Annotated in this window: 17 protein-coding genes; 15 read left to right on the top strand and 2 right to left on the bottom strand. The window is 58.3% G+C overall.

Annotated features, from left to right (window positions below; all coding sequences use genetic code 11):
- Positions 1-57: 57 nt before the first annotated feature.
- The 8 genes from B3797_RS01310 (at position 58) to B3797_RS01275 (ending at position 7,385) form a co-directional block, all read left to right on the top strand.
- The gene (locus B3797_RS01310; protein ID WP_311783839.1) at positions 58-429 is read left to right on the top strand and encodes a helix-turn-helix domain-containing protein; all 372 of its coding nucleotides are present in this window, start codon (positions 58-60) and stop codon (positions 427-429) included.
- Between the two features lie 841 nt (positions 430-1,270).
- Positions 1,271-2,695, top strand: a complete 1,425-nt coding sequence (locus tag B3797_RS01305; RefSeq protein WP_126690292.1) for a cytochrome ubiquinol oxidase subunit I — start codon at positions 1,271-1,273, stop codon at positions 2,693-2,695.
- Between the two features lies 1 nt (position 2,696).
- Positions 2,697-3,701: a cytochrome d ubiquinol oxidase subunit II gene (cydB, locus tag B3797_RS01300; RefSeq protein ID WP_311790177.1), complete on the top strand. Its 1,005-nt coding sequence runs from the start codon at positions 2,697-2,699 to the stop codon at positions 3,699-3,701.
- Position 3,702: 1 nt separating this feature from the next.
- A complete protein-coding gene (locus B3797_RS01295; protein WP_120454651.1) occupies positions 3,703-3,870 on the top strand; it encodes a DUF2474 domain-containing protein in 168 nt (55 codons plus the stop codon).
- 620 nt (positions 3,871-4,490) lie between these two features.
- A complete protein-coding gene (locus B3797_RS01290) occupies positions 4,491-5,354 on the top strand; it encodes a helix-turn-helix domain-containing protein (protein WP_311790176.1) in 864 nt (287 codons plus the stop codon).
- 183 nt (positions 5,355-5,537) lie between these two features.
- On the top strand, positions 5,538-5,741 hold the full coding sequence (locus B3797_RS01285; protein WP_311790175.1) for a hypothetical protein: 204 nt from the start codon (positions 5,538-5,540) through the stop codon (positions 5,739-5,741).
- 232 nt (positions 5,742-5,973) lie between these two features.
- Positions 5,974-6,765: a siderophore-interacting protein gene (locus B3797_RS01280; RefSeq protein ID WP_311790174.1), complete on the top strand. Its 792-nt coding sequence runs from the start codon at positions 5,974-5,976 to the stop codon at positions 6,763-6,765.
- 83 nt (positions 6,766-6,848) lie between these two features.
- The gene (locus B3797_RS01275; RefSeq protein WP_311790173.1) at positions 6,849-7,385 is read left to right on the top strand and encodes a PadR family transcriptional regulator; all 537 of its coding nucleotides are present in this window, start codon (positions 6,849-6,851) and stop codon (positions 7,383-7,385) included.
- A 10-nt stretch (positions 7,386-7,395) separates the two neighbouring features.
- Here the strand turns inward: B3797_RS01275 and B3797_RS01270 are convergent, their stop codons facing one another.
- Positions 7,396-7,683 (bottom strand): SelT/SelW/SelH family protein, encoded by a 288-nt coding sequence (locus tag B3797_RS01270; protein ID WP_126690289.1) that lies wholly within the window; start codon positions 7,681-7,683, stop codon positions 7,396-7,398.
- 242 nt (positions 7,684-7,925) lie between these two features.
- On the opposite strand from B3797_RS01270, the gene B3797_RS01265 reads away from it, so the two are divergent.
- From B3797_RS01265 to B3797_RS01240, 6 genes are all read left to right on the top strand, one after another.
- Positions 7,926-10,283: a TonB-dependent receptor domain-containing protein gene (locus B3797_RS01265; protein WP_311790172.1), complete on the top strand. Its 2,358-nt coding sequence runs from the start codon at positions 7,926-7,928 to the stop codon at positions 10,281-10,283.
- Positions 10,284-10,337: 54 nt separating this feature from the next.
- On the top strand, positions 10,338-11,369 hold the full coding sequence (locus tag B3797_RS01260) for a hemin-degrading factor (RefSeq protein WP_311790171.1): 1,032 nt from the start codon (positions 10,338-10,340) through the stop codon (positions 11,367-11,369).
- Positions 11,366-12,187, top strand: a complete 822-nt coding sequence (locus B3797_RS01255; protein ID WP_311790170.1) for a hemin ABC transporter substrate-binding protein — start codon at positions 11,366-11,368, stop codon at positions 12,185-12,187. Before B3797_RS01260 ends, B3797_RS01255 begins: the two co-directional genes overlap by 4 nt.
- Entirely contained in the window at positions 12,180-13,178 is a 999-nt protein-coding gene (locus tag B3797_RS01250; RefSeq protein ID WP_311790169.1) for an iron ABC transporter permease, read from the top strand. Before B3797_RS01255 ends, B3797_RS01250 begins: the two co-directional genes overlap by 8 nt.
- A complete protein-coding gene (locus B3797_RS01245) occupies positions 13,178-13,954 on the top strand; it encodes a heme ABC transporter ATP-binding protein (RefSeq protein WP_414693021.1) in 777 nt (258 codons plus the stop codon). The genes B3797_RS01250 and B3797_RS01245 overlap by 1 nt, the downstream gene beginning before the upstream one ends.
- A 96-nt stretch (positions 13,955-14,050) precedes the next feature.
- Positions 14,051-14,560 carry a CinA family protein gene (locus tag B3797_RS01240; protein WP_311783850.1) on the top strand — a complete coding sequence of 170 codons (510 nt, stop codon included), beginning with the start codon at positions 14,051-14,053 and terminating at the stop codon, positions 14,558-14,560.
- Here the strand turns inward: B3797_RS01240 and B3797_RS01235 are convergent.
- Complete coding sequence (locus tag B3797_RS01235) at positions 14,557-15,540, bottom strand: MDR family oxidoreductase (RefSeq protein WP_311783851.1); 984 nt, start codon at positions 15,538-15,540, stop codon at positions 14,557-14,559. The genes B3797_RS01240 and B3797_RS01235 overlap by 4 nt on opposite strands.
- Positions 15,541-16,110: 570 nt before the next feature.
- Between B3797_RS01235 and B3797_RS01230 the strand changes: the two genes are divergently transcribed.
- Entirely contained in the window at positions 16,111-18,261 is a 2,151-nt protein-coding gene (locus B3797_RS01230) for an ornithine decarboxylase (RefSeq protein ID WP_311790168.1), read from the top strand.
- Positions 18,262-19,294: the final 1,033 nt, after the last annotated feature.

The raw sequence follows: 19,294 nt of genomic DNA, 5'->3' as shown, positions 1-19,294 counted from the left end.
AAAGGCTAACTTTTAGTAAGTACTTACAGCTTTGTTAGTTTGAGAGAAGTGAGTTAAATGTCTGAAAAAATAAGTGAAAAATTTAGCCGCGGTGAACTGCTGAACGTTAACTGCCCGTCGCGCGAGGTGCTTAAACGCGTTACCAGCCGCTGGAGCGTGCTGATTTTCCTCGCATTGCGTAACGACAGGCTGCGCTTCAGCGAACTGCGCCGCGCCGTTGGCGGCATCAGCGAGCGTATGCTGGCGCAGACGCTGCGCCATATGGAGGAGGACGGGTTTGTCGAGCGCATCGCCTACAATGTCGTGCCGCCGCATGTGGAATATTGTCTGACGCCGCTTGGCCGCGAGCTGGAAGGGCAGGTGGTCGGCCTCGCGGACTGGCTGGAACTTAATCTGAACCGGATTCTGGCGCAGCGCGAAAAAGCCTGACGGCGCGCCGTTACGCTGCAGCACGCATTCTGAATCGGCCTCATCCCCTGCAGCCTGCTTTCGCGGCGGGCTTTATCGCTTCGCTTTCGCGGCGCGGCTTTACCTCGTTATCAATACAGCGAGCCGCGTGAGGAGGTTTGCTGACGTTCTGTTCTCCCGTTTCTCTTTCCGCGTCGTACCCGCAGTCGCTGAACAAAAAAGCGAAAACCAAACGGCTAAAACGAGGCGCGCCAATATCCGCCTGAATAAAAGCGTCGCTGCATCGGTTATTACCGCTGCGTAATGTTAGTTTTTTATTAACAACTTTATCTCATCTTTTTGTGACGGATTAATTAAGCGTGGCGGAATAGTGAATAATGGCTGAGTGTCATAAATCACACTTTTTAAACGTAACGCCTTAAAAGCGATTCTTAAGCTTCTAAATGCTTAATTTGCATTAATTAAGGCCTGTACTAAACTGAAGGATTGCCCGTTTTCCTGATGTGGGTATAGAGAAAATAACACGCCAAAACAGGGCGTTGCGTATGTAAAGAATTGCTATGTGACTTTCGTCACTCCCCTCACATAATCACGCAACAATAAATAACAAAGATGTCACATTAAAGCCTGTGAATTAACCTAAAACCTTGCGTTAAAATAGGTAATTACGGACAAAAACAATGACCAAAATCAAAAAACGCTGTTATAGTTTTCGCATCCCAGACTGTTTCTGTTTGTCAGGCGCGAGTTCCTATAAATTCGCGCCAGCAATAGGCTTAAGCACAGCGTAAATATTAACGCTGTGCTTTGGTTGTTAACTATAAGTAAATATATGGTGTTATATGTGGCAACGAGGTAAGCAATGTTCGGATTAGACGCCTTTCACCTGGCCAGGATACAGTTCGCGTTTACTGTCTCCTTTCATATCCTTTTTCCCGCCATTACCATCGGCCTCGCCAGCTTTCTGGCAGTGCTCGAAGGCATGTGGCTGAAAAGCCGTAACGAAACCTACCGCGATCTCTATCACTTCTGGTCCAAAGTCTTTGCCGTTAACTTTGGTATGGGTGTGGTATCAGGTCTGGTGATGGCCTATCAGTTCGGCACCAACTGGAGCGGCTTCTCGCAGTTCGCGGGCAGTATTACCGGTCCGCTGCTCACTTATGAAGTCCTGACCGCATTCTTCCTGGAAGCGGGCTTCCTCGGCGTGATGCTGTTCGGCTGGAACCGCGTCGGCCCAGGGCTGCACTTCTTCGCGACCTGTATGGTGGCGCTGGGCACCCTGATCTCTACGTTCTGGATCCTCGCCTCTAACAGCTGGATGCATACCCCGCAGGGCTATCTGATCCAGAACGGGATTGTGGTGCCGGAGGACTGGCTGAAAATTATCTTCAACCCGTCGTTCCCCTACCGTCTGTTCCATATGTCGGTCGCCGCCTTCCTTGCCAGCGCCTTCTTTGTCGGCGCGTCCGGCGCATGGCATTTGCTGCGCGGCAACGATAATCCGGCTATCCGCAAGATGTTCTCTATGGCGCTGTGGATGGCGCTGATCGTCGCGCCGATTCAGGCGATGATTGGCGATGCACACGGCCTGAACACCCTTGAGCATCAGCCAGCGAAGATCGCCGCGATTGAGGGACACTGGGAAAACCCGCCGGGCGAAGCGACGCCGCTGATCCTGTTCGGTATCCCGGATATGGATGAGGAGCGCACCAAATATGCGGTGGAGATCCCTTACCTCGGCAGCCTGATTCTGACGCACAGCCTGGATAAGCAGGTGCCAGCGCTGAAGACGTTCCCGAAAGAGGATCGTCCTAACTCGCTGATCATCTTCTGGTCATTCCGCGTGATGGTGGCGATGGGGCTGCTGATGATTACACTTGGCGTGGTCAGCCTGTGGCTGCGTTATAAAGGGCGTCTTTACCAGTCGCGTCCGTTCCTGTGGTTTGCCTTGCTGATGGGGCCGTCTGGCTTGATCGCGCTGCTGGCGGGCTGGTTCACGACGGAGATTGGCCGTCAGCCCTGGGTGGTTTACGGCGTGCAGCGCACCATTGATGCGGTGTCTGGTCATGGCGATCTGCATATGAGCATCAGCCTGCTGGCCTTTATCCTGGTTTACTCTGCGGTATTTGGCGTGGGTTATATCTATATGATCCGTCTGATTAAGAAAGGCCCGCTCACCGGCGAAGGCAAGGATGTGCGTCACGGCGGTCCAGGCCATGGCAAAACTCCGGCTCGTCCGCTCTCTGCGGCACATGAAAGTCTGAACGATCCGCAGGAGGGAAAATAAGATGATCGATTTTTCCATTATCTGGTTCGCGATTATTGTTTTCGCCACCCTGATGTATATCGTCATGGACGGTTTCGATCTCGGTATCGGGCTGCTGTTCCCCTTTAATAAGGATGCGGTCGAGCGCGACATGATGGTTAACACCGTCGCGCCGGTATGGGATGGCAACGAGACCTGGCTGGTGCTGGGTGGCGCGGGTCTCTATGGCGCTTTCCCGCTGGCTTATTCCGTGATCGCCGATGCGCTCTCTATTCCGCTGACGGCGATGCTGATTGGCCTGATTTTCCGCGGCGTTGCCTTTGAGTTCCGCTTTAAGGCGACCGAAACGCACCGCGCGTTTTGGGACAAGTCTTTCGTGGCGGGCTCTATCCTGGCGACCTTTAGCCAGGGCGTGGCGGTTGGCGCGATGCTTGACGGCATTCAGGTGACGGGCCGTCATTTCAGCGGCTCCGCAATGGACTGGCTGGCGCCGTTCCCGCTGTTCTGCGGCGTGGGTCTGGTTATCGCCTATGCGCTGCTGGGCTGTACCTGGCTGATTATGAAAACCGAGCATGAGCTGCATCGTAAGATGTCTGCGCTGGCGACGCCGCTGGTGATCGCGCTGCTGGTAGTGGTCGGCATTATCAGCCTGTGGACGCCGTTCAGTCATGATGCTATCGCGCAGCGCTGGTTTACCCGTCCGAACCTTTACTGGTTCCTGCCGGTTCCGGTGCTGGTGCTGCTCTGCTCGTGGGGCATTATTCGCGCCATTAAGCGCGAGGCGCACTATTCGCCGTTCCTGCTGACGCTGGCGCTGGTTTTCCTCGGCTTTTCGGGCCTTGGCATTAGCGTATGGCCGAATATTATTCCGCCTTCCGTTACTATCTGGCAGGCAGCGTCTCCGGCGATTAGCCAGGCCTTTATGCTGGTAGGCAGTTTGTTGATTATTCCGATGATTCTTGGCTACACCTTCTGGAGCTATTACGTGTTCCGCGGGAAAGTCAAAGCAGACGAAGGATACCATTGATATGCGAACCGAAGTCGACAGCATGAAAAACCACAATGAAGCCAAAGCCCCGTTGTGGAAACGCATTCTGTGGCTGGTGGTGATCTATGGAGCAAGCGTGCTGGCGCTCGGTGTCGTGGCCATGCTGTTCCGGATGATGATGACCGCAGCAGGTATGCGAAGTCACTAACAGTTTTGGTTGATGTAAAGGCTGGCGTTGCCAGCCTTTTTTTATGCCTTTATTTGGGCTGGGGTTAGGCCAGTGCTGGGGCAGGGCTGGTGCTGACGCCAATGGCATGGGCCGATCGCAAAGTCGCTCAAGGCATCCATGCTCGCTCGGCCCGCGACATCCCTGTCGCGGGACGCTTTGCTCTTCTGCCCATGCCATTAGCGTTTCAGGCATGGGTGCGATTGTCTTTTGTTTAAGGCAGTTCCTTCGCGAGGGCTTTGCTTTTTTGCCTGTGCCATTAGCGTTTCAGGCATGGGTGCGATTGTCATTTGTTTAAGGCAGTTCTGCCGCGGGGGCTTTGCTTTTCTGCCCATGCCATTAGCGTTTCAGGCATGGGTGCGATTGTCATTTGTTTAAGGCAGTTCTTCCGCGGGGGCTTTGCTTTTTTGCCCATGCTACCCCCCATCGTCACCTGTAACCTGAAGGCTAGCTCCGCTAGCCTTTTTGCTTACCAGGCTAAGCATTAAATGCCTTTTACAGCCGCTTTGCTTGCGCTTTCTTTACCCTTTCTTACATGCGTAAGACGTTTTTGTTATGATTATGTGACTAATCTCGCAATACTTTCTACGATCCTCACAGAAATGCTCAGCCTGAACGTAAAAAAACAGTACATCAGCGATCTGGTTGACTGGATAGAGGCGAATCTGACCGACGATCTTAATATCGATCTGATTACCCTGAAATCCGGCTACTCCAAATGGCACATGCAGCGCATGTTTAAAGAGATGACCGGCCAGACGCTGGCGGCCTATACGCGCAAGCGTCGGCTGACAATGTCCGCTATGGCGCTACGTCTGACCCGCATGCCGCTGATCGATATCGCGGTGCGTTTTGGTTTTGATAACCAGCAAAACTTTACCCGCGTGTTCAAGAATCATTTCTCCCTCACGCCGGGCGCTTTCCGCCGCATACCTGACCTGCAGCTGAAAAGTTTTCACGGGCCTATCTCTATTCATGGCGAAATGATGCAGGCGCAGCTGGTAGAGCGCGATGAGCTACAGCTGCGCGGCGAATTGATTGAGTGGGAGTGTAAATTCGGTGACTACGTGCGTGACCATGCGCAGACCGTTGCGCAGCAGGCGCGCAACTTTGTTCGTCTGGCTGGTCAGAAGGTCGATCGCGGCTGGCTCGGCTTTCAGTATGGCCCCGGCAACTCAGCGGAACAGCAGCATATCAGCCTGTTCCAGGCGCTGGAGAGTCAGCACGCCGATATTCTGGGGCCGAATATCGTCAACTGGACGTCGGCGCGCGGCCTTTACGCCACTCTCTCCTGGCAAGGCTCGCCGGAACAGCTGACGCGCTTTATCGCCGATCTTTACTATGTGCATCTGCCCGCGCTGGGCGTCGCGCGCCGTCAGGGAAAAGATCTGCTGCGTCTGGATATGAAAGCCTCAACGCCTGATGCGCTGGTGGGTCTCTTCTCTGTGCCTGTCACCCCGAGCTGACAGCAGCCTTTCGTGCGGTGAAACGTGATAAACCGCACGATTTTATAAAACAGAAGCGCTTTCTGGCGTAAAATTCCTGCCTTAACCCGGAAGCCATGCGTATATCGTGCATAAGGCTGGCCGGACTGGATATTCATCTGCCTTTCAGGTTCTTTCCGAACCAGATATAAAACGACGACAATCATGAAACTTTCTTCGCTGTTACTTACTACGGCGCTTGCTGCTTTGCCGCTCTTTGCCAGCGCTCAGATGGCTGAACCCTTTACGCCGCCTGCTGGACTGCATCCGCACGCCCAGCCGACCCAGCACGAAATCCAGGGCGATAACGCGCTGCCGCAGCATTCGCAGAAGCACTTCAGCTCAGACGCCTTCAACGACAACGTCTGATCGCTGCGCGCGCCGGTTCAGCGCGCCTTCGCTTTACCCTTTCTCCTTTACTTTTCGCATGCAGGCGCTGGCCTGCGTGCCCGTTCGGCTGCGCGGAAATAGCACAATCGATCCTTGCGCGTAAGATATATCATGAGTAATCTGAGCGTCTCAAATGAGAATCATTTCTGACTTTCTTACGCATTGACGTCCGCAGCCGGCGACGCTAACCGGCTTCGTAAAAGGAGAAACTATGCATTCCGACAACAGAGCGTCCAGAAGCCGCGCGCCGCAGCGCGTGCGCAACGAGCTGCGTTTTCGCCATATAACCGTCGCCAGCAAAACGCTGGTTGCGGGTGAATTCTGGCGCGTCACCTTTCACGGCAGCGATCTGGCAGGCTTTAATTCGCCGGGCTTTGACGACCATATCAAGCTCTTTTTCCCGCAGAACAGCGACGACGCTCAGCAGCTGCCGCAGATGACTGATGACGGCATCGTCTGGCCGAATGGCGCGCGTCCGCCAGCGCGCGACTATACGCCGCTCGCCTTCGACGGCGAAGCGTCGTTAACGCTCGACTTTTACATCCACAACGGCGGCGTCGCCAGCAACTGGGCGCAGCAGGCGAAAGAGGGCGATCGGCTCATTATGGGCGGCCCGCGCGGCTCGCTGGTGGTGCCGATCGACTACCGGTTTCAGCTCTATGTCTGCGACGAAACCGGCCTGCCTGCCTTTAAGCGCCGTCAGGCGGCTATCGAGGCGCAGGATCTGCATCTGTTCGCCTGCGTAGATGAAGCGACCGGGCGCGACTATCTGCCCGATTTAACCGGAGTGAATGCCCACTGGCTCGGGAGCGGCGCGGCAGAGGCGAATAAACTCGACGCGCTTATTGCCGCGCTGGATAACATCGCCGTTCCGTCGTCAGATTACTTTATCTGGCTGACCGGCGAAGGCGACTTCGCGAAAGCGCTCGGCGACTACTTTGTCGAGCGTCGCGGCCTGGATGCCACCTTTGTGCGCGCCGTCGCTTACTGGCACGCAAAATAAGCCGCCGCCGCCGCCCGTGTTGAATTTTGCCAGGCGGCGGACTACTATCTCCCTCCCGACCATACTCCTCCTTCAGGCAGGCAATGAAACAGGATCCGGCTTTCTCGTGTCATCAGGATTCCCCCGCGCGCGGTGGCTGCGGCGGTCGCCGTAAACGTCGTGAGAAGATGCTGGATGCCAGCGATATTCGCCTGTTAATGCTGCACTTTCTGGCGCAAAACGATGCGCATGGCTACGAGCTAATCAAATCAATCGAAGAGCTTTCCAAAGGGGAATACTCTCCCAGCCCCGGCATTATTTATCCTAACCTGACGCTGCTGGAGGAGATGGACGCTATCCGCGTAGTGGATTCGCAGGCCTCGCGCAAAGCCTATACGCTGAACGCGGCGGGACGTGCGCTGCTGGCAGAACAGCAGGCAGCTGTCGAACATATTATCGAGCGTCTCTCCTCGCTGGCTATCCTGGTCAATAACCGCAGCATTCCTGATGTAGAGCAAGCCATCCATCGGATTCGTTCCGTGTTGAATAACCGCCTGTCGCAGGAAGCTATTACGCCGGAAGCGCTGGAGAATATCGTCGACGCGCTGAATGCGGCGGCGGATAAGATCGCCGCCAGCTAAAGCCTCTTTCTCAGCTTTTCTTCTTATCCACATGTCCCAGTGAACGCTCCGGGAAGCAGACGTCGCGCACGCGCTGCTTTAGCGCCGCCGCGTCTGGAAAGCCACCGTCGCGCTTACGCTCCCAGAGAATTTCATCATTAATGGTAATCACGAAAATCCCGCCGGTGCCGGGCCGGAGCGTGACTGCCGCCAGATCGTCTGCGAAGGTATGTAAAAGTTCCTGCGCCATCCAGGCGGAGCGCAGCAGCCAGTTACACTGCGTGCAGTAGTGGATAGTGATGGTGGGTTTCTCAGTCATGGCGATTTTCCAGAGTGGCAGTAGTCAATGACGTAACGCGCAGATTAGCAAATTGTGCGGTATAAGATACATCTTAATCTGCGCCTAGTTGATAATGATTCCCACTTGCATTACAGTCCTTGCGTAATTAATCATAATAAAAACGGTGTTTCTTTTTACGGTTTTTATGTGCGAAACCGTAGTCTGACTACTGATAGCAAGTAAGTGAGCGAATACTAACATTTATAAAGGTATTTGCGCTTATGTCTTTAATGTTTCAGGGATTGACCCAACAGCGGCTTTGCAAAATTGCGCTGCTGGCCTCTTCAGTTCACGTAGCCTGCGGCTATGCCGACAGCGACACACTTGCCGCTGAAAAAAACAGCAGCGAGCCTGTGATGACCGTTACCGCACCGAAACCTGACGCGGGAAATAAAACCACTCTTACCGCCGATGACCTTCAGAAACGCGGGGCGAACGATTTCGGCTCTATTATGCGTTACGAGCCGTTAATCAGCGCCAACGGAGCGGCAGGCGGCTCTTCAGTAGGTAAAAGCGGCTTCGACCGCGCAGGCTACACTGGCTACAACATTCGCGGTCTGGAGAGCAATCGCGTCGGACTCGACGTTGACGGCATTCCGCTACCGACCGCCACAGGCCGACCCTATGTCAGCCGCGTCGGCAATAACACTTTTGGTATTGGTCGCGGCGACTATATCGATCCCTATATGTTCGGCAGCATAGATATTGAAAAGGGTGCAACGGCGGTCAGCCAGCCTAACACCGCTATCGGCGGTAACGTCTCTTTCCATAACAAAAGCGCCGATGACTACCTGAGCAGCAGCAAACACACCTATTTCGGCTATCAGAGCGACTACGACTCCTCTAACCGTAGCTGGCACAACGGCATCACGGCGGCAGCGGGCGACGACGAGCTGCGCGGGGTGTTCGTCTACAGCCGCCGTGACGGTCAGGAAACCAGAAACAACAGCGGCGTGAAAGCATCTTATCCGGCCAACTGGCACTCTGATGCCTTTATGACCTCAGGCATCTGGCAGCCGAACGATCGGCATAAGCTGAGCGCCACTTTTGACTACTACCAGAAAACTAACCATACCCACTACGATGGCTGGAACAGTGCCGGCACTGCCGTCTGGGGTACCACGCAGCAGCAGAGCGATACGCGCCGCTTCGGCGTCAGCCTCGGGGATGAGTGGACGCCTTACAATGACCTGCTTGATACGCTGACCACGCGTCTCTACTGGCAGAAAACCGAGTCGCACGACAACACCTGGATGCCGAGCAGCGCCACCGCGTATAAAAGGGTCTGGTCGGACTACAATACCGATAGCCTGGGCTTTGACACGCGCGCCACTAAAACCCTGGGCCGTCATGAAATGAGCGCCGGTATTAACGCCCGTACGGAAAAAAACGAGCGTCCGTTCCGCTCTACCTCAACCTCGTCGTATGGTAACGCTGGCGCGATTATGCAGCCGCAGGCCGACAGTCGCAGCTATACCGTAGCGGGCTACGTCCAGGACAAAATCAATTTCGACCTCGCCAGCCATAACTTCGCGGTGCTCCCCGGCGTGCGCGTAATGTACCAGAACACCAAACCGCGCGACCTCTCCGATCTCGCCTCCGGCAGCAGCATGCTGACTGCAGAACAGCTGGAAGCGCTTTACGGCTCCGACAACAGCGATACTAAGGTATTGCCGTCGCTCACCTTCCAGTACGATCTGACGCCTGCACTGATCACTTACCTGCAGTACAAGCGCGGCGTGCAGTTCCCGACCGCCAGCCAGCTTTACGGCTCATGGAATATGGGCGCCAGCTATGCAGGCACCGCCCAGTATGCCTTGATCGGCAACACGGATCTGAAAACGGAAACCAGCAATAATATTGAATGGGGTCTGAAAGGCCAGGTGACAGAAGGCGTCACGGTGAATACCTCGCTGTTCTACAACCAGTACAAAAACTTTATCGCCTACACGCGCTACACCCGCTCTGGCAACCCTGAAAAATTTGTTAACGTGCCGAGCAATATCTACACCTCTTACCAGGCGGAAAACCGCGATAAAGCCTATATCTACGGCGCCGAACTGACCACCAAAGTTAACTTTGGCACCTGGTTCCAGCCGGTCGACGGGCTGAGCGCCACCTTTGCGCTGGGCTATAACGAAGGGAAGTCAAAATCGAACTACACGGGCGACAAATATGTCGATCTCGACAGCGTCGCGCCGCTGAAGGCGATCGTCGGCCTGGCGTGGGACGATGCGCAGCGCGGCTATGGCGCCGCCGTTACCGCGACCTTTGTTAAAGGCAAGCGCGCCACCGAGACCAACCGCGAAAGCTACAGCAATACAGGTTCGGCGATTACCGACTCCACCAGCGAATATATGCGCGTGCCGGGCTATGGCATGGTGGATGCTACCGCTTACTGGCAGGTTGCGAAAAATGTCCGGCTAAGCGGCGGCGTCTATAACCTGACCGACCGCAAATACTGGGATTACACCAGCAGCCGCCAGCTGACCACCGACACGGCGCAGGATCGCAATGATGTGGCGCTGGCGGTAATGCCGGGCCGTACGTATCAACTGGGCGTTAACGTCGAATTTTAATCACTCGTCCGCCCTGCGCAGGCGCAGGGCGCTTTCTGAAGGGAGCAACGCGCAATGAACCCACTTTGGCAGCAGTACCAGCTAGTGAAAAGCGAACATCCGAAAAAATATGCCCGCGACCTCGCGGCCCTGATGGGCATCAGCGAAGCCGAGCTGTGCCACGCCCGCGTCGGCCATGAGGCGCAGCCGCTGAAGCCGCAGTTTCGCGAGCTGATGCTGGCGCTGGAAGCGGTCGGCGAAACGAAAAATATCACCCGCAATGCTTATGCGGTGCATGAGCACCTCGGCCATTACCAGAACGTCAGGCTGGGCGACCACGCCGGGCTGGTGCTTAATCCACGCGCGCTCGACCTGCGGTTTTTCCCTGACCAGTGGCGCAGCGCTTTCTTTCTGCGCGAGCAGAGCGCGCGCGGCGAGCGGCAGAGTATCCAGATCTTTGACCATTACGGCGAGGCGGTGCTGAAAATCTACGCCACCGACCATACCGATATGAACACCTGGCAGGTGCTGATTGCGCGCTTTGTTGATAACGCGCCCGCCGAGCTGAGAGTCGAGGCGGCGGAAGCGGCTAATTTCGCCTGCGATTTCGACGCCGCCGCCCTCGACAGCGAGTGGCGCGCCATGACTGACGTGCACCAGTTTTTCCGGTTGCTGAAACGTCATAACGTTTCACGGCTGCAGGCGTTCTGCGCGGCGGGAGACGATCTGGCGTGGCGCGTAGATAACAACTCGCTGGCGCGTCTGCTGGCGCAGGTGCAGGAGGAGGGGAATGAAATTATGATTTTCGTCGGCAATCGGGGCTGCACGCAAATCTTCACCGGCGCGCTGGAAAAGGTCGTACCGACAGGAAACTGGCTCAACGTATTCAATTCAAACTTTACGCTGCATCTGATGGCGGATCGCATCCATGAGAGCTGGGTGACGCGCAAACCGAGCGGCGACGGCTTCGTCACCAGCCTGGAGCTGTTCGCCGCCGATGGCACGCAGATCGCGCAGCTCTACGGCCAGCGCAGCGAAGGCACGCCGGAGCAGACGCGCTGGCGCGAGCAGGTAACTTCGCTGAGCGCGGCGGGAGAGGCAGCATGAAACGGCTGATCCCCTGGCTGCTGTTGCTGGCGCTGCCGACGTTCGCAGCGGAGCGCATTATCTCTATCGGCGGCGACGTCACGCAGATCGTCTATGCACTGGGGGGCCAGCAGGCGCTGGTGGCGCGCGACAGCACCAGTCAGCATCCGGCGCTGGCGAAGCGGCTGCCGAATATCGGCTATATGCGTCAGCTCAACGCCGAAGGCATTCTGGCGCTAGAGCCGACGCTGGTGCTGAGCAGCGCGCAGGCGAAACCCTCGCTGGCGCTGCAGCAGATCGCCCAGGCGGGCGTAAAGGTGGTGGAGGTAACCGGCGAGAATAGCCTCAAGGCTATCCCGCAAAAGATCGCCACCATCGGCAAGGCGCTGCATCGTGATGAGGAGGCGCAGGCGCTGGCGGAGCAGGTTAACCGGACGCTGGCGACGCTGCCGAGTCAGCCGCTGCCGGTGAGGGTGCTGTTTATTATGACGCACAGCGGCATGAAGTCGCTGGCGGCGGGCGGGGATACCGCCGCCGACAGCGCTATCCGCAGCGCAGGCTTAATCAATGCGATGGGAACGATGCCGCATTATCAGACGCTGTCGCAGGAGGGCATTATCGCCGCCGCGCCGGATCTGGTGGTTATCGGCAGCGACGGGCTAAAAACCTTAGGCGATGAAGAGAAGGTGTGGCGACTGCCCGGCCTGGCGCTGACGCCCGCAGGCCAGCATAAAAACCTGTTGGTGATCGATGAGATGGCGCTGCTCGGCTTTGGTCTGGATACGCCGGGCGCGATCGTTAAGCTGCGCAAAGCGGCGGAAGCGGCGCGCCATGGCTAATCCAACCGCGCTGCGCTGGCTGGCGCTGATGCTGATTAGCATGCTGGCGGCGATGGCGATAGCGGCGAACCTGGGCGCGATGACGCTCTCGCTGCGCGCGCTGTGGCAGGCGCCGCTCAGCGATATGGTCTGGCAGATATGGCTGAATATTCGCCTGCCGCGCGTGCTGCTGGCGGTGCTGATCGGCATGACGCTGGCGGTTTCCGGCGCGGTGATGCAGGGACTGTTTCGCAACCCGCTCGCCGATCCCGGCCTGCTCGGCATCAGCAGCGGCGCGGGGCTGGCAGTAGCCATCGCTATTAGCCTGCCGCTGGCGCTACCGCCGCTGCTGGCGCTCTGGCTACCGTCTCTGGCGGCCTTTCTCGGTAGCCTGGCGGTGATGGCGGTGATTTTTAGCCTCAGTCGGCTGGCGCTGGGGAATCTGGCGCGTCTGCTGCTGGTGGGCATCGCGATTAACGCGCTGTGCAGCTCGGTGGTGGGGGTGCTCTCCTGGCTGAGCAACGACCAGCAGCTGCGCCAGCTGTCGCTGTGGGGAATGGGCAGCATGAGCCAGGCGCAGTGGCCAATGCTGGCAGTGTGCGCCGCCTTTATCCTTCCGTCGCTGCTGCTGACCCTGCTTCGCGCGCGCCATCTTAATCTGCTACAGCTGGGCGAAGAAGATGCCCACTATATGGGGATTGATGTCAGACGCACGCAGCGGCAGCTGCTGGTGCTGAGCGCGCTGCTGGTGGGCGCGGCGGTTTCGGTAAGCGGCATTATCGGCTTCGTCGGCTTAGTGGTGCCGCACATGATGCGCTTCTGTCTCGGCAGCGATCATCGCTGGATGCTGCCAGGTTCGGCGCTGGCGGGCGCCATCCTGCTGCTGCTGGCGGATACGCTGGCGCGCATCATAGTGGCGCCAGCCGAAATGCCGGTGGGCCTGTTGACCAGCCTGCTGGGTGGCCCCTGGTTTCTCTGGCTGATCCTGCGCCAGCAGCGAGGAGTGGAATAGTGGAACAGTTAGAGGCGCGCAACCTGCGCTATTCACGGGGCGGCAGGCTGCTGATCGATTCGCTGGATCTGTCGCTGGTGCCGGGCGAACTGGTGGCGCTGATTGGCCCGAACGGCGCAGGCAAATCGACGCTGCTGCGTATGCTGACTGGCTTTCTGACGCCAGATTACGGCGAGTGTCGGCTGGGCGACAGGCCTTTAGCCGAGTGGCCACGCGTGAGGCTGGCGCAGCGGCGCGCGGTAATGCGTCAGCAGAATCCGGTCGCCTTCTCTTTGCCCGCCGCCGCGGTGGTGGCGATGGGCCGCGCGCCCTGGCCAGGCGGGGATACGCAAGCCGTGGTCGAAGAGGTGATGGCATTGACCGACTGCGGAAAACTGGCCGAACGCGACTATCGACAGCTCTCCGGCGGCGAGCAGCAGCGGGTGCAGCTGGCGCGCGTGCTGGCGCAGCTCTGGCAGAACGGCGCGCCGCGCGGCTGGCTGTTTCTGGATGAGCCGACCTCGGCGCTCGATCTCTTCTGGCAGCAGCAGGCGCTGCGCCTGCTGCATCGGCTTTCACGCCAGAAAGATTTTAGCGTGTGCATTGTGCTGCACGATCTTAACCTCGCCGCGCTCTGGGCCGATCGCATTTTGCTGCTGCATCAGGGCAGGCTGGTGGCGCAAGGCCCGGCGCAGGCGGTGATGACCGAAGAGACGCTGAGGCGCTGGTATCGGGCAGACCTGCGCGTTTCTCCTGACCCTGAGAGCGGCAGACCAGGCATCCGGCTGCGCGCCTGAAGCCGTTTGGCTTACTATTCATAGCGTTAGCCTTTAACGGCGCGCCGATTTTCGACCATACTTTCTATTCTGAATCCACAAACAGGGAAGCAAAGTATGAACGATGCATTAGATCAGGCCGCCGAACAGCTTGGCGAGCGGCTTCTCTCCTCTGAGTGGCGGTTAGCGACCGCCGAATCCTGCACCGCCGGCTTGATCAGCATGACGCTGGCGAAGGTAGCAAACAGCGGCAACTTCTATACCAGCGGCTTTGTCACCTACAGCGATAATGCGAAAAGCCAGCTGCTGGGCGTGCGGCCGGAGACCCTTGAAGAGCATACCGCCGTCAGTGAACAGACCGCGCGCGAGATGGCGATCGGCGCGCGCGAACGTTCCGGCGAGCCGGTCAGCCTGTCGATTACCGGCTATGCCGGGCCAGACGGCGGCGAAGACGGCACGCCAGCGGGTACTATCTGGTTTGGCTGGGCACTGCCTGACGGCAGCGTGGTGGCTGAGATGCGACGCTTCGAGGGCGAGCCGAAATCGGTGATGGAGCAGGGCGCGCAGTTCGCGCTGGAGCGCCTTGCGGTGCTGCTGCGCGACGCCGCCCTGCATCAGAACGCTTAACGACAGTCAACGATCAGGCGGCCGCGCACCTTGCCGTCCAGCAGATCCTGCGCGCCCTGTTTCGCTTCGCTGAGCGGTATTAGCGTAGTGAGCTGCGTCAGAATATCGTCACTCAGCAGTTCCCCGAGCCGCTGCCACGCCTGCTGGCGCAGCGGTTTCGGGCACATTACGCTGTCGACGCCGGTCAGCGTCACGCCGCGCAGAATAAAGGGCGCGACGCTGGCGGGCAGATCCAGGCCCTGCGCCATGCCGCAGGCGGCAACCACGCCGTCCCGCTGGGTTGACGCCAGCACGTTGCTCAGCGTATGGCTGCCGACGCTGTCGATGGCGGCCGCCCAGCGCTCTTTCGCCAGCGGTTTCCCTGGCTGCGACAGCTCGCTGCGCTCGATAACCGAACGCGCGCCGAGCGTATCGATCAGATAGCCCTCATCGCTTGCGCGTCCGCTGGCGGCAATCACCTCAAATCCCAGGCGTGCCAGCAGGTTAACGCTGAAGCTGCCGACGCCGCCGCTGGCGCCGGTGACCAGTACCGGGCCGCGGTCAGGCGTGACGCCCTGTTTCTCCAGCGCCATCACGCACAGCATCGCGGTCAAACCCGCGGTACCAATCGCCATGGTCTGCAGCGGACTCAGAGTGGCAGGCACTTCCACCAGCCAGTCGCCAGGAACGCTCGCCTTCTGCGCCAGGCCGCCCCACTGTTTCTCGCCGACGCCCCAGCCGGTCAGCAGCGCCACATCGTCTAGCTGCCACTCCGCATGGCGGCTGGCGGTAACGCGACCGACGAAATCGATGCCCGGCACCATAGGGAACTGCCGCACAATCGGCCCCTTATTACAGATGGCCAGCGCGTCTTTATAGTTCAGCGTGGACCAGGCGACATCGAGGGTGACGTCATGGTCGGGCAGCTGGGATTCGTTGAGATCTTTCAGGTTAGTGCGGTAGCCTTGCTCATCATTTTCAATGACTAATGCTTTAAACATGCAGCCTCCGGCAATAGGAAATATGCCGGTCAGTCTACTCCTCTGCGGCGGGAAGAGGTAGAGAAGGGGCACATGATGCCTGGACGCGCCGGCTGTTGCATAACATTTCATAAAGTTAAGATAATTAAGCAATTATCTGTAGGGCTTTTTATTTAACTCTTTAATTATCATATGTTTAAGTTGTGTTGGTTGGCAAGGTTATTTACTTTTGCCGGGTTGTCCTCGCGCGAGAAAAATGACATTATTGCGCCCTCTTTTCCGCTTACTCGTGAGGATGTCGTTATGGTCGGAACAATGCGCAACCGCACTTGCCTCCGCTCGCGTTACCCTGCGCGTAAGGCGATCTCCTCTGCTATCTTCGCTCAGCATTTCCCGCTCACCATGCGGTGAGGCCAGCTAAACGTTCGCTGTTGGGCATGCGTAAAGACAGACGCGCTCTGGCTTTACTGATGTCTATCGGGTGCGGCTTTACCTTTTGCTCCGCCTCCGCCTGACGTTATTCGCCGGGGAATCTTCCCCATTGCTGTGCCTCTGGCACCCACTCATCCTTCACCGTTGGGGATTTGTGTTATGACACTACTGAAAATTGCCGCCAGCGCTGCTCTGGCTCCCAGCCTTACCCTGAATACCGGGCGTGACGTAGTGACGCTGGACAATACCGACTTTACCGACGTGGCGGCAGTGGTCGTCTCGCTGGCCGATACGCGCAGCGGCGTGCTGGCGCTGTTGCGCCATACCGGCTTCAACCTGCCGGTATTTGTCGCCAACGCCTGGGAAGAGGAGGTGCTGCACCTGCCGGGCGTGACCGGCGAGCTGGACGGCTCTGCGGAAGCCTGGGCGGCGCTGGAAACGGCCGCGGCGGAGTATGAGGCGAACCTGCTGCCGCCGTTTTTCGACACGCTGATGCGCTACGTCGATATGCAGAACAGCACCTTCGCCTGTCCGGGACACCAGGGCGGGGCGTTTTTCAAAAAGCATCCGGCGGGGCGGCAGTTTTTCGACTTTTACGGGGAGAATCTCTTTCGTTCCGATATGTGCAACGCCGACGTCAAGCTGGGGGATCTGCTTATCCACGAAGGCTCGGCGAAAGATGCGCAGAAGTTTGCGGCGAAAGTGTTTAATGCGGATAAAACCTACTTTGTGCTTAACGGCACCTCCAGCGCTAATAAAGTGGTAACCAACGCGCTGCTGACGCGCGGCGATCTGGTGCTGTTCGACCGCAATAACCATAAATCGAACCATCACGGCGCGCTGATTCAGGCGGGCGCGACGCCGGTCTATCTGGAGGCGGCGCGTAATCCCTTCGGTTTTATCGGCGGCATCGACGCGCACTGCTTCGACGAGGCCTGGCTGCGCGAGCAGATCAAACAGGTCGCGCCGCAGCGCGCCGGGGAAGCGCGTCCGTTCCGTCTGGCGATTATTCAGCTCGGCACCTACGACGGTACGGTCTATAACGCGCGGCAGGTGGTGGATCGCATCGGACACCTCTGCGACTACATCCTCTTCGACTCGGCGTGGCTCGGCTATGAGCAGTTTATTCCGGTGATGGCGGGCACTTCGCCGCTGACGCTGGAGCTGACCGAGAACGATCCGGGCATTTTCGTCACCCAGTCGGTGCATAAGCAGCTGGCAGGCTTTTCGCAGACCTCGCAGATCCATAAAAAAGATAACCATATTCGCGGCCAGAAGCGCTTTTGCCCGCATAAGCGGCTGAATAACGCCTTTATGCTGCACGCTTCTACCAGCCCGTTTTATCCGCTGTTCGCCGCGCTGGACGTAAACGCCAAAATGCATCAGGGCGATGCGGGCCGTCTGCTGTGGCAGTCGTGCGTGACGCTCGGCATCGAGGCGCGCAAGGCTATCCTTGAACGCTGCGAAATGATCCTGCCGTTTGTGCCGGAGCAGGTAAACGGCGAACGCTGGCAGGATGCGCCGACGGAAAGCATCGCCAGCGACAGCCGCTACTTCAGCTTTGAGCCGGAGGCGCAATGGCACGGCTTTGCCGGTTACGCGCAGGATCAGTATCTGGTCGATCCCTGCAAGCTGCTGTTGACGACGCCGGGCATCGACGCGGCGAGCGGGGAGTACGCCGACTTTGGCATTCCCGCCACCATTCTGGCGAACTATCTGCGCGAGAACGGCATCGTGCCGGAGAAGTGCGATCTTAACTCTATCCTGTTTCTGCTGACGCCAGCGGAGAGCCCGGAGAAGATGGCGCATCTGGTGGCGATGCTGGCGCAGTTTGAACAGCATGTCCGAGAGGATGCGCCGCTGGCGGAGGTGCTGCCGACGATTTATCGCAAGAATCAGGTGCGCTACAAGGGCTATACCCTGCGTCAGCTCTGCCAGGAGATGCACGATCTCTATGTCAGCTTCGGCGTAAAAGATCTGCAAAAGGCGATGTTCCGCCAGAAAAATTTCCCGGCGGTGAAGGTGAATCCGCAGGATGCGCATCAGGCCTATATTCGCGGCGACGTCGAGCTGGTGCCGATCGCGAAAGCCGAAGGGCGTATCGCCGCCGAAGGGGCGCTGCCTTATCCTCCTGGCGTGCTCTGCGTGGTGCCGGGCGAAGTCTGGGGCGGCGCGGTGCAGCGCTATTTCCTGGCACTGGAGGAGGGCATCAACCAGCTGCCGGGCTTCTCGCCGGAGCTGCAGGGCGTTTATACCGAGGATGACGGGCAGGGGCGCAAGCAGCTGGTAGCGAATATGATGGTGGGATAGTGTCCGGGAGTTTCGCTCGCACGACAGGCGGGGGGCTTTAGCGCGGGTTTCGTTCGCTTAACAGCGGGGGAGGCTCAGTGCAGGTTTCGTTCGCCCGACAGCCGGGCAGTTCCATTCCGCCCTCTGCGGGCGACCGAGCAGGGCCGCAAGGCGTCGGCCCTGCACCCGCGCCCTGGGCCAGCTCCGCCGCCCGCTGCGCGGGTTCCTTCGCTTCGTCAGGATTTCTGACGGACCGGCTGGATTCGCCATCCCTGGCTCATGCCAGCCTCTTCGCGGCATCCCTGCCGCTCGTCCTGAAATCCCTCCTCCGCTCAGCGGCTGCGATGGCCCCCACAACCCTCGCTGCAAGTTCTGTTTTTTTACCAACGGCCTTATGGCTGTATGCGCGAACCCTGCATTCAGACAGCACAGCCTTTTATAAAAATGAGAAATCACAGGCGAGGGTGTGCCAGAGGCATCCGACACGCTGAGGCGCGCGCGGCGGCCAGAACGGCGAATCCTGATTCCAGAAGACACAACCTTATCGCTGCAAGCGTCAGACAACGCAGCCGTTTATAAAAAATAAGAACTCACAGGCGAGGGTGTGCCAGATGCATCCGACCCGCTGAGGCGCACACAGCGGCCAGAACGGCGAATCCTGATTCCAGAAGACACAACCTTATCGCTGCAAGCGCAGACAACGCAGCCGTGTATAAAAAAATAAGAACTCACAGGCGAGGGTGTGACAGAGGCATCCGACCCGCTGAGGCACACATAGCGGCCAGAACGGCGAATCCTGATTCCAGAAGACACAACCTTATCGCTGCAAGCGTCAGACAACGCAGCCGTTTATAAAAAGATAGGAACTCACAGGCGAGGGTGTGCCAGAGGCATCCGACACGCTGAGGCGCGCGCGGCGGCCAGGACGAGCCGACAGGACGTCGGCGAGAGCGCGGCATGAGCCAGGACGGCGAATCCGCGCGGTCCGTAAGGCTGACGTAAGTAACGAAGGGACCGCGCGGAGCGCGGCGTGGAGGCTGCCGGAAGCCGGGAT

The sequence above is a fragment of the Pantoea sp. UBA5923 genome (assembly GCF_002431095.1).
In the GTDB taxonomy this organism is placed as follows: Bacteria; Pseudomonadota; Gammaproteobacteria; order Enterobacterales; family Enterobacteriaceae; genus Pantoea; species Pantoea piersonii.
This window is presented reverse-complemented; position numbering and strand designations above follow the sequence as displayed.

What these genes read in the sequence shown, in the direction of transcription:
- B3797_RS01310 (WP_311783839.1), top strand. Translation starts at nt 58, where the DNA reads ATGTCTGAAAAAATAAGTGAAAAATTTAGCCGCGGTGAACTGCTGAAC.
- B3797_RS01305 (WP_126690292.1), top strand. Translation starts at nt 1,271, where the DNA reads ATGTTCGGATTAGACGCCTTTCACCTGGCCAGGATACAGTTCGCGTTT.
- cydB (WP_311790177.1), top strand. Translation starts at nt 2,697, where the DNA reads ATGATCGATTTTTCCATTATCTGGTTCGCGATTATTGTTTTCGCCACC.
- B3797_RS01295 (WP_120454651.1), top strand. Translation starts at nt 3,703, where the DNA reads ATGCGAACCGAAGTCGACAGCATGAAAAACCACAATGAAGCCAAAGCC.
- B3797_RS01290 (WP_311790176.1), top strand. Translation starts at nt 4,491, where the DNA reads ATGCTCAGCCTGAACGTAAAAAAACAGTACATCAGCGATCTGGTTGAC.
- B3797_RS01285 (WP_311790175.1), top strand. Translation starts at nt 5,538, where the DNA reads ATGAAACTTTCTTCGCTGTTACTTACTACGGCGCTTGCTGCTTTGCCG.
- B3797_RS01280 (WP_311790174.1), top strand. Translation starts at nt 5,974, where the DNA reads ATGCATTCCGACAACAGAGCGTCCAGAAGCCGCGCGCCGCAGCGCGTG.
- B3797_RS01275 (WP_311790173.1), top strand. Translation starts at nt 6,849, where the DNA reads ATGAAACAGGATCCGGCTTTCTCGTGTCATCAGGATTCCCCCGCGCGC.
- B3797_RS01270 (WP_126690289.1), bottom strand. Translation starts at nt 7,683, where the DNA reads ATGACTGAGAAACCCACCATCACTATCCACTACTGCACGCAGTGTAAC.
- B3797_RS01265 (WP_311790172.1), top strand. Translation starts at nt 7,926, where the DNA reads ATGTCTTTAATGTTTCAGGGATTGACCCAACAGCGGCTTTGCAAAATT.
- B3797_RS01260 (WP_311790171.1), top strand. Translation starts at nt 10,338, where the DNA reads ATGAACCCACTTTGGCAGCAGTACCAGCTAGTGAAAAGCGAACATCCG.
- B3797_RS01255 (WP_311790170.1), top strand. Translation starts at nt 11,366, where the DNA reads ATGAAACGGCTGATCCCCTGGCTGCTGTTGCTGGCGCTGCCGACGTTC.
- B3797_RS01250 (WP_311790169.1), top strand. Translation starts at nt 12,180, where the DNA reads ATGGCTAATCCAACCGCGCTGCGCTGGCTGGCGCTGATGCTGATTAGC.
- B3797_RS01240 (WP_311783850.1), top strand. Translation starts at nt 14,051, where the DNA reads ATGAACGATGCATTAGATCAGGCCGCCGAACAGCTTGGCGAGCGGCTT.
- B3797_RS01235 (WP_311783851.1), bottom strand. Translation starts at nt 15,540, where the DNA reads ATGTTTAAAGCATTAGTCATTGAAAATGATGAGCAAGGCTACCGCACT.
- B3797_RS01230 (WP_311790168.1), top strand. Translation starts at nt 16,111, where the DNA reads ATGACACTACTGAAAATTGCCGCCAGCGCTGCTCTGGCTCCCAGCCTT.